The sequence below is a fragment of the Streptomyces roseochromogenus subsp. oscitans DS 12.976 genome (assembly GCF_000497445.1).
In the GTDB taxonomy this organism is placed as follows: Bacteria; Actinomycetota; Actinomycetes; order Streptomycetales; family Streptomycetaceae; genus Streptomyces; species Streptomyces oscitans.
The window spans coordinates 4511907-4521173 of sequence record NZ_CM002285.1 but is presented as its reverse complement, the minus strand read 5'-3'; the positions used below and the strand labels follow the sequence as shown (position 1 = coordinate 4521173).

Genomic DNA, 9267 nt, shown 5'->3' with positions numbered 1-9267 from the left:
TGCGGCGGCGGACGGCCAGGGCGATCCCGGTGGCGGCGCAGCCGACGGCCGCCACCGGCAGCCAGAAACCGGCGACTTCGAGCACGTGGAACCCCTTCCGTAGCGAGACCAGTTCGCCCGCCGGGAGCACCGAGACCGCGGTGTGCTGCACCGGGATGCGCGCGGCCAGCGGCACATGGTCCCGGGCCAGCTGGCGCTTGACCTGGTCGGTGACGGGGGCGAAATCGACGGTGACGGGCTGGGCGGCCGTGGTGCCGTCGCCCTCGTCGCGCAGGGCGCGCAGGACCGCGTCGTGGGTGACCTGGTTGCCGGTGTCCCAGGCCAGCCGGAAGGCCTCGGTCTGGGTGAAGGAGCGCACCACGTCGCGCAGGAACGGCCGTACGGAGCCGGGTACCGGGCGCACGTCCAGGTGCTGGCCGACCGCGCGCAGGATGCCGTCACCGACGGTGTCCGCCACGGCCTCGCGCACGCTCGGGTCGGCGGCGAGCGGTGCCATCACGGTGACGTAGCGGCCCGTGTCGGCGAGCTCGTACGCCGCCCAGGACGCGAGCGCGCCGAAGGGCACGAGCAGGCAGGTCAGGGCGAGCAGTGCGGCCGACAAGGCGCTCCGGAGGCGTGGGGGCACCCTTCCAGACAAGGGTCCCTGGGGCGGGGGCGCCAGCGGAGGGCCCGCGATCGGGGGACGGGCGGGCGAACGGGCGGGCCGAACGGGTGGCAGGGGGTCTCCGGTGGAGGGTTCGCCCGAACGGGTGTTTCCTGGTGCTGGGGGGACGAAAGCGACGCACGTGGTGACGGGGAGAGAGGGAAAGAGGGGGACACAGGGGAGTGCGTGGGCCCCGGCCGACCGGCTGGGGCCCACGCACACAACGTCGCTGGGGCCCATGCACACAAACGTCGCTGGGGCCTACGCACACGACGTCACGGCCCGCGCGGCCGTGCGTTCAGCGGACCCGGTGCCCGAACGCGTCCTCGCGCGTGTAGTAGCGGTAGAAGAACGTGACGAAGGTGCACCCCGCGACGATCAGCGACATCATCACGGACCGCCAGACCGAGTGGCCCGTCTGGATGTACAGGAAGCCGAACGCGATACCGGTGAACGCCGTCCACAGCAGCGCGTGCACCTCGCGCGGCATCCGCGGGGCCAGTGTCAGCAGGGCGACGCACACCACCGCGAACACCAGCGCGCTGAGCCAGCCGAGCAGCAGGTTCCCGCCGGTGATGGCGCCGCCCTGGCGGCTGTCGGCCGCCACCCAGTATCCGTAGACCAGTCCCAGTACGGCCGGGACGGCGATGCGGGCGACGCGATGGGTGCGCGCGTCGAAGACGTCGGGCGGGCGGGCGCGCCGTTCGGATCCCCGGGCCGCGATCTCCGGCGTACCGCCGGGGCGGGACATTCCGCCGGGCGCTGGTGCCGCGTGAGCCATGGGAGCACTCCTCTCTCCTTGCCCCCGCCTCCAGCGCACACCTGGGGGCACGGCCCGGCAAGTCGGCCAGGAGGGTGACGGGTGCCCGGATGCGACCGGATCTCTCCCGTGCTTCGCTGGGCTCATGGAGTGCTGCCCGCCGTGACGGAGATCCCGCCGTGACGGAGATGGAGTACGGCCGGCGGCGCCAGCCGCTGCGCCTGCGCGACCGGAACGTCGCGTGGGTGCCGCCCCTGCTGCTGCTCGTCGGCATCGTGCTGCTGGACCTCAACACCACCGAACGGTTCCGCATCATCACCTGGATCGTGCTGGTCCCGGGCAGTGCCGCCGCGATCTGCGGGGTGTGGACGACGGCCGCCTTCGCCGTGCTGGCGGTGATGACGTACATCGGCGTCGACAGCGCCTGGCCGGGCCAGTACCAGGCCGGTCTCGGCGACTTCGTACTGGTCGCGCTGGGCGGCCTGATGGCCACGATCGCCTCCGGCGTGCGCGTACGCAAGGAGCAGCAGACCCTGCACATCCTGGACATCGCCGAGACCACACGCCGTACCGTGCTGCGCCCGCTGCCGCCGCGCTGGGCCGGTCTGGAACAGGCCGGGGTGTATCTGGCGGCCGATGTCGAGGCCCGGGTCGGCGGCGACTTCTACGACATCCAGCCCGGCCCGCACGGCACCCGCGTCCTCGTCGGTGACGTCCAGGGCAAGGGCCTCGGCGCGGTGGAGACCGCCGCCGCGCTGCTCGGCACCTTCCGGGAGGCCGGCTACCACGAGAAGGACCTCGCGACCGTCGCCGAACGCCTGGAGATCCGGATGCTGCGGCACCGCTCGCACACCACCGCGCTCGGCCGCGACGACGGCGACCGGTTCGCCACCGCCGTGCTGATCGCCTTTCCCGAGGACGCCCCGGACACCATCGAGATCGTCAACTTCGGGCACGAGGCGCCGCTCGCCGTAGGCCCGCGCGGGGTCCGCGAGCTGCCCAGCGGCGACGGGCTGCCGCTCGGCCTCGCCGACCTCGTGGGCGGCGTGCCGCCCGTGCGCCGGGTGCCGCTCGCCGCCGACGAGACGCTGTTGCTGGTCACCGACGGCGTGACCGAGGCCCGTGACCGCACGGGCACCTTCTATCCGCTGGCCCGGGAAATCGCCCCCGCGGGCGCCGACTTGACCGGTGCCGAACCGGGTGGCACCGGGCCCGGGGCGCTGGTCCGGCGGGTGCGGGACGGGGTTCTGCGGCACAGCGGCGGCCGACTGGGCGACGACACCACGGCGTTCGCCGTGCGACGGATCAGGGCAGCGGAGGGCGAAGAGCGCGAAGAGGGACGATTGCGGTCCTGAGGCCGATTGCGGTCCTGAGGCGCGGATTTGCAGCCGCAGCGGTTACGGTGCTGGCTGGAAGGCGGAACAGGGTCGACAGGGGGAGGGACGATGCCCGGAACCGTGCTGTTGCTCGCTGCCGCGCCGCTCGGCCGGGGGCGGCTGGTGGACGCGGCCGGTGTGCTGCCGGTACTGGCCGCCGTCGCCCCCGCCGTGCTGTCCGGCACCGACACCGCGAACGTGGTCGAACTCGTCGATCCGCTGGAGCCGCAGGCCGTGCTGACCCGGCTGCGGGCCGCGGCGGCGGCGCCCGCGCCGCTCACCGTGTACATCGCCGGGCAGCTTCAGCTGGACCGCCGGCAACGGCTGCCGCACCTCGCGCTGGCGCGCACCACCCCGGCGACCGTGCGTTATACGGCGCTGCCGTGGCACTGGATCCGGGAGGAGCTGCGGTTGCGCTCCGCCGGGGACACCGCGCTGGTCCTGGACCTGCACGCGGATGCCGAGACGTGGCAGTACGTCGCCGAGCGGGGGCTGGACTGCGGCCGGAACACGGCCGTTTACGGTCGTGTGGCTGCGGGGGCGGGGCGGCGAGGGGTGGCTGAGCCGGCGTACATGAAGGCGGTGGCCACGCTGTTGAGGAGCGGGCACCGGCCTTCTCTCGGGCAGTTGCACGAGCAGGCGTGGGCTCGGGCCGGGGAGTCGGGGGCGGGGCGGGACCTGGTGCTGGCCTTCCCCGGGGGCTCCGCCCCCAGACCCCCGTTCGCCCAACCGCCCATCCGTCTCGGCCTGCAGAACAGTCACGTGGAACAGCCGGTTGCCGACCCCCACGCCGCCATCAGCGCCCGGGTCCAGGCCGGCCGGTACCCCGAGGCCGACGCCCTGGCCGCCCACCATGAAGCCGCCGCTGTCCGTTCCCACGGCACCGCCTCCGAAGAAGCCCTGCACTGGTCCGAAGTCCGGGCCGATCTCGCGATGTTGGCGGGGGACTCGCTGCGTAGTTGCCGGGCCTGGCTGGCTGTCGCCGGGGTGCGGCTGGCGGCCGGGCAGGCCGTGGACTCGGCGGCCGTGGAGGCGGCCGTGGACCGGGCCCACCATCAGTGGGGGCGGATCAAGGACCCGGCCCCGGCTCGTGAACTCGGTTCTGCCCTCGCTGAGTTGAGGCTGCGGGTGCCGGGCCGGCGAAGCGGTGCGCTGGAGAACGTCCAGCAGCATCTGCGCCAGCTTCAGGCGGCCCCGTAGTCACCTCTCCGGCCAGCTGCTCAGGCCGGCGACAGCATGGCCAGCGCCCCGGAGACGAGGGTGCGGACGCCCGGGGTGATCGTGGACAGGTCGGGGGCGAAGTGCGGGCTGTGGTTGCTCGGTACGGCCGCGAACTTCTCGGGGAGGGTGTCGCCGGGGGCCCGGTCCCACACCTCGGCGGGCGTGGTCGTCACGAACCAGTACGAGTACGGGATGGAGCTGTCCAGCGCCAGCTCGGGGAAGTCCTCGCTGCCCATCGCCGGGCCCGGGTCGAACACCGTGTCCGCGCCGAAGACCTCCGCGTGCACCGCGGCGACCGCGGCGTCGGTGGCCGCGTCGTTCACGGTCACCGGGAAGGTGTTGCCGATGGTCACCTCCGGCTCGCGCGGGCAGCCGGCGGCCAGGCACTCGCCGTGCGCGATGCGCCGGATCGCGGCCAGCATCCGCTGCCGCACCTCCTCGGACTGGCTGCGCAGGTTCAGCGAGACACGGGCCTCGGACGGGATGATGTTGTGCCGGGTGCCGGCCTCGATACGGCCCACGGTCAGCACGGCGGACTCGCCGGCGGCGAGCTCCCGGGAGACCACGGTCTGGAGCCGGGTGACCAGGTAGGCGGCGGTCACCACCGGGTCCACGGTCGCCTCCGGCCGGGAGCCGTGGCCGCCCCGGCCGTGTACGACGATGTCGACCTCCGTCGACGCCGACATGATCAGACCTGGTGCGTGCGGGTACAGGCCCGCCAGGCCGGGAGCCGCGTGCTGGCCGAGCAGGACGTCCGGGCGGCCGAAGCGCTCGTACAGACCGTCCGCGACCATCCGCACCGCGCCCTGTCCGGTCTCCTCGGCCGGCTGGCCCACCACCAGCAGGGTGCCCCGCCAGGTCTCCCGCCCGGCGGCCAGCGCCGCGGCGGCCCCGGTCAGCCAGGTGACGTGCAGATCGTGCCCGCAGGCGTGCATCACCCCGTCCGCCTGCGAGGCGTACGGCAGCCCGGTCTCCTCCCGTACCGGCAGCGCGTCCATGTCGGCGCGCAGCAGCACGGCCGGCCCGTCCCCGTTGCGCAGCCGGCCCACGACACCGGTGCCGCCGACGCCCTCGGCGGTCTCGAACCCGGCGTCCTTCAGCCGGCCGGCCAGCGTGCCGGCGGTGCGGTGCTCGCGCAGGGACAGCTCGGGGTGACGGTGCAGGTCACGGTAGAGGTCCTCCAGGTCCGTCACCGGGAGGTCGGCGGTCAGGTCCAGTGCGGTGCGCGCGGCGTCGGAGGTCACGAAACGCAAGCGTAGGCCTCCGGCGGGAGCAGGGGGGAGTGTCCCGCCGGCCTTGGTGGCTGGGGCACCCGTGCGTTCTCGGCGCCGGCAGCGTGCGGCCGGCGTCTGACACCGAGATGTGCCACCGAGAAGTTGTTCGGACTTCCGTCCCCTGGAGCCGATCAATGGTTCTGTCAGTGGTGGGGCGTCGGGTCCGCCGCCGTGATGTGTGCGGCCGGGGCCGCGGGGGCCGCGTGGGCCGGGCCCGCGTTCGCCGCCGTGATCAGCGCGGCCACGGCCACCACCGCTGCGGCGACGCCACGGACATACTTGGTGTTCTGCCGTTCGTAGGGTGCGGATGTACGTCCGGGCACAGCGACCTCGCAACACAACAGCGACCTATTAAGCAGACTTAATCCGCCGTTTAACCTAGGGGCTGAAAGGGTGCAACGGCAAGGGGCGCCAAGGGAGTTGAGGGGACCAGCGGATGAGGGAGCGGGACGATCCAGCGGTGATCGGGCGGCGCGTACAGCAACTGCGCACCCAACGTGGGATGACACAACGGCAGCTGGCCGAGCCCGCCTACACACCCGCCTATATCTCCACCCTGGAGGCGGGCCGGGTGCGGGCCTCCGACGAGGCGCTGCGGCACATCGCCGGCCGGCTCGGCGTCGCCTACGAGGAGCTGGCCGTCGGCCGGCCCGCCCACCTCGCCACCGATCTGCGGTTCCGGCTCACCGAGGCGCAGCGGGTGCTCGCCGACGGCAGGGCCGAGGAGGCCGCCGTCCAGTACGAGGAGCTGCGCACGGAGGCCGAGACCCATGGGCTCGACCGCGTGCAGGCCGGTGCCCTGCTCGGTCTCGGCGAATGCTCCCTGGAGACCGGGGAGCTGGCGCGGGCCCGGCGGTTCTTCGAGCGCGCCGAGGCGCATCTCGCGCAGGAGTCCCTCCCGACGCGGGTACCGGCCGTCCGCGGGCGCGCCGTCTCGCACTACCTCGCCGGGGAGCTCCGGTACGCCGTCTACCTCCTGGAGTCCACCCTGGACGAGCTGAACCGGGGCGGGCTGCACGATCCCGACGCCCTGCTTCTGCTCTACGCCAGCGTGATCGGCCCGTACATGGACATGGGCGCGCACGCCCGTGCCGCCCAGGCCGCCGAGTTCGCGCTCGCCCTCGCGCCGCGGGCCGGCGACCCCGCGCTGATCGCCCGGATGCACCGCTCGGTGGCCCGCACCCTGATCGCCGAGGGCCGGGTCGCGGAGGCCGACGCCTCCCTCGCCAAGGCGGCCGAGCTCTACCGCCAGCTGCAGCTGCGCACCGAGCTGGCCAACTGCCACTGGATGCGCGGGTACGTCTGTGCGCAGAACGGCGCACTGGGGCGGGCCGAGGCGGAGCTGCGGCAGGCGTACGCGATGCTCTCGGAGTCCCGGGCCGCCCTGTACCGCAGCCAGGCCGCCGTGGAACTCGCCGATGTGCTGCACCGCCGGGGCAAGTCGGAGGAGGCCGCCGTACTCCTGGAGGGCGTCCTCGGTGACCTCTCCTCCGAGCGCGGCGCGGTGCACGCCGCCGCGGCCCACCGCCTGCTCGGCATCATCGCCGAGGACGCCCGGGACACCGAGGCCGCCGAGGAGCACTACGTCCGTGCGCTCAGCCTGCTGGAACGCGCGGGCGCCGCCGGCGACCTGGCCGACCTGTGCCGGCTCCTCGGCGACCTGCTGCGCCGCGCCGGCCGGATCGACGCGGCCCTGGACGCCTACCGCACCGGCCTCGGCCACCGCACGACCCCGGGCACCACCACCCTGGGCCCGGCCCCGGCCCAGCCACCCCTGTGAGCCCTCGACGATCAGACCTGCGCCCGTCCCTGTCTGCGGACGTCCGCCAGGCGCAGGGCGCCGTCCTGGACGGCGGCCTGGGTCGTGCTGTTCGCCACGTCACCCAGGCCGCCGTCGGTGAGGGCGAACGCGTCCTGGCCGACCCGGACGGCGGCCACTTCCAGGGTGAGCTGGTACTTCTCGTTGTCGGACGTCGTGGCGTCGATGCTGACGCGCAGGCCCTGGCGTGCGTCGCCGACCTGCGGCAGCGAGGTGTCGGTGACCTTGATGTCCTCCTGGGTTCGGGTCTGTGTGGTGGCCGTGAACCGCGCGCACCGGTCCGGCATCGTCTTCAGCCAGGACAGCGCCGCGTCGACGTCGGAGGGGCGGCGCGCGGCGATCTGGTAGCGCAGCTGGGCGTTGTGGTCGTCGTCGTCCAGGGCGATCACGACGCGGGCGGGGCCGCCGAGGAGTTCGTCGGTGTAGAGGGTGTCCAGCAGCCGCTGGCACTCGCCGGCCGAGGTGGTCGCCTTCAGCAGCCCGTCCCGCCAGTGGGCCGCGCCGCCCGTCGCCGTCCAGGGGGCGCCGAGGTCGGTCTGGGTGATGAGCGCGGCCTGCGCCTGCGCGTCGGTGAGGGTGGAGCCGTCGGGCCGCGCGGGGGCCTTCGGCGGCGGAGTCGGTCTGTCGATCGTGGGGAGGGGCTGGGGCGCGGTCGCCGGTTGCCGCAGCCCGAAGGCCGCGCAGCCGCCGGCGGCGATCAGGCCGGCGGCTATGAGGGTGAGCCGGAGGCCACGGGGGCGTATCGCGTCGGTCAACGAGGTCATCGAGATCACCGAGGTGCCTCCTGGACTGCGGGCCGGTGTGCCTTCTCTCACGGCACCACCGCCCCGGCCGACCCACCAGCGCGACGGTCCGTCCGGGTGAGGCACGGACGGATGGGTGAGGCATCGACGGAAAATGCCTCGACCTGCGGCTTCGTACGTCGCTAACGTCGTCGTATGCAGCGCGCCCAGAAGTGCCCGCCGTGCCCGCAGAGCACGACGACGCCGGACACCGTCCCGGCGCGCTGACACCTGACCAGCATCGAAGCCCCGGGGCGAGCGCCCCGGGGCTTCTGGCATGTCCGGGGTGTTCGCCTCTCCCGTGAGGAGACCCCCATGAACGACCGGCTGCCCGACCACCGCCGCCTCGGCCGCGAACTCGGCCTGTTCGACACCGACCCCCTGATGGGCGCCGGCCTGCCGTACTGGCTGCCCGACGGCGCGGTCGTACGGCACACCCTGGAGGAGTACATCCGCGAGGCCGAACGCCGGGCCGGGTACCGGCACGTGTACTCGCCCGCGCTCGGCAAACGGGAGCTGTACGAGATCTCCGGGCACTGGGACCACTACCGCGACGACATGTACCCGGCTATGCAGGTCGGTGCGGACGAGGTCGTGCTGCGGCCCAGCCTCTGCCCCCACCACGCCCTGATCTACCGCTCCCGCTCCCGCAGCTACCGCGAACTGCCGTTGCGGATCGCCGAGCTGGGCGGCATGTACCGCGCGGAACTCTCCGGCGTCCTCGGCGGCCTCACCCGCGTCCGGGCCATCCAGCTCAACGACGCCCATGTCTTCTGCACCCTGGAGCAGGCGGTCGAGGAAGCCCGCGACGCGCTGAAGCTGATCGCCCGCGCCTACGGCGACCTCGGCATCGAGGCCGTACGGCACCGGCTGTCGCTGCCCGGCGAGGGCGGCAAGTACGTCGCCGACCCCGAACTGTGGCAGCGGGCCACCGCGTTGCTGAAGGAGGTCCTCGCCGAGGTCGGGGTGGAATACGAGGAGGCGGCGGGCGAGGCCGCGTTCTACGGCCCGAAGATCGACGTGCAGATCGCCGACCCGGCCGGCCGCGAGTCCACCCTGTCCACCGTGCAGATCGACTTCCACCAGCCGGCCCGCTTCGATCTGCACTACATCGGCGCGGACGGCGCCAAGCACCGCCCGGTGATGGTGCACCGCAGCATCATCGGCAGCGTCGAGCGGGCCGTGGCCCACCTCCTGGAGGCGCACTCCGGCGCCCTTCCGGCCTGGCTGGCCCCCGTCCAGCTGGTGGTGCTGCCGGTCGCCGAGGAGCAGCACGACCAGGCGGCGGCCGTCGTACGGGAAGCCTGGGAACGGGGCCTGCGCGCCGAACTCGCGGGGCCCGCCGAGGGCAGTCTCGGCGCCCGGATCCGGGCCGCGCGCCTGGTGCCGTAC

The 9267-nt window shown here is 73.6% G+C and carries 9 protein-coding genes; 4 read left to right on the top strand and 5 right to left on the bottom strand.

The window, feature by feature from the left end; translation table 11 throughout:
- Together M878_RS69155 and M878_RS69150 are read right to left on the bottom strand one after the other, a co-directional pair.
- On the bottom strand, positions 1-625 hold a 625-nt coding region (locus tag M878_RS69155; protein ID WP_031225305.1), incomplete at its 3' end, for a hypothetical protein.
- Positions 626-941: 316 nt separating this feature from the next.
- Positions 942-1424, bottom strand: coding sequence for a hypothetical protein (locus M878_RS69150; protein WP_023548170.1), 483 nt, complete (start codon positions 1422-1424; stop codon positions 942-944).
- 167 nt (positions 1425-1591) lie between these two features.
- Between M878_RS69150 and M878_RS69145 the strand changes: the two genes are divergently transcribed.
- Both M878_RS69145 and M878_RS69140 read left to right on the top strand, forming a co-directional pair.
- Positions 1592-2758 (top strand): PP2C family protein-serine/threonine phosphatase, encoded by a 1167-nt coding sequence (locus tag M878_RS69145; RefSeq protein ID WP_051430266.1) that lies wholly within the window; start codon positions 1592-1594, stop codon positions 2756-2758.
- A gap of 90 nt (positions 2759-2848) precedes the next feature.
- Positions 2849-3979, top strand: coding sequence for a hypothetical protein (locus M878_RS69140; protein WP_023548166.1), 1131 nt, complete (start codon positions 2849-2851; stop codon positions 3977-3979).
- A gap of 20 nt (positions 3980-3999) precedes the next feature.
- Here M878_RS69140 and M878_RS69135 read toward each other — a convergent pair whose 3' ends face one another.
- Positions 4000-5244: an amidohydrolase gene (locus M878_RS69135; protein WP_031225304.1), complete on the bottom strand. Its 1245-nt coding sequence runs from the start codon at positions 5242-5244 to the stop codon at positions 4000-4002.
- Between the two features lie 173 nt (positions 5245-5417).
- Positions 5418-5597 (bottom strand): hypothetical protein, encoded by a 180-nt coding sequence (locus M878_RS69130; protein WP_023548163.1) that lies wholly within the window; start codon positions 5595-5597, stop codon positions 5418-5420.
- A gap of 113 nt (positions 5598-5710) precedes the next feature.
- Between M878_RS69130 and M878_RS69125 the strand changes: the two genes are divergently transcribed.
- A complete protein-coding gene (locus M878_RS69125; RefSeq protein ID WP_031225303.1) occupies positions 5711-7054 on the top strand; it encodes a helix-turn-helix domain-containing protein in 1344 nt (447 codons plus the stop codon).
- An 11-nt stretch (positions 7055-7065) separates the two neighbouring features.
- On the opposite strand, the gene M878_RS69120 is transcribed toward M878_RS69125, so the two are convergent.
- Positions 7066-7857, bottom strand: coding sequence for a hypothetical protein (locus M878_RS69120; protein WP_031225302.1), 792 nt, complete (start codon positions 7855-7857; stop codon positions 7066-7068).
- A 333-nt stretch (positions 7858-8190) separates the two neighbouring features.
- Between M878_RS69120 and thrS the strand changes: the two genes are divergently transcribed.
- The coding region (thrS, locus tag M878_RS69115) for a threonine--tRNA ligase (protein ID WP_023548157.1) at positions 8191-9267 on the top strand (1077 nt) is incomplete at its 3' end.

Bases quoted from the DNA above. Each gene is read 5' to 3' on its own strand.
- M878_RS69120 (WP_031225302.1), bottom strand. From the start codon at position 7,857: ATGACCTCGTTGACCGACGCGATACGCCCCCGTGGCCTCCGGCTCACC.
- M878_RS69125 (WP_031225303.1), top strand. From the start codon at position 5,711: ATGAGGGAGCGGGACGATCCAGCGGTGATCGGGCGGCGCGTACAGCAA.
- M878_RS69140 (WP_023548166.1), top strand. From the start codon at position 2,849: ATGCCCGGAACCGTGCTGTTGCTCGCTGCCGCGCCGCTCGGCCGGGGG.
- M878_RS69145 (WP_051430266.1), top strand. From the start codon at position 1,592: ATGGAGTACGGCCGGCGGCGCCAGCCGCTGCGCCTGCGCGACCGGAAC.
- M878_RS69150 (WP_023548170.1), bottom strand. From the start codon at position 1,424: ATGGCTCACGCGGCACCAGCGCCCGGCGGAATGTCCCGCCCCGGCGGT.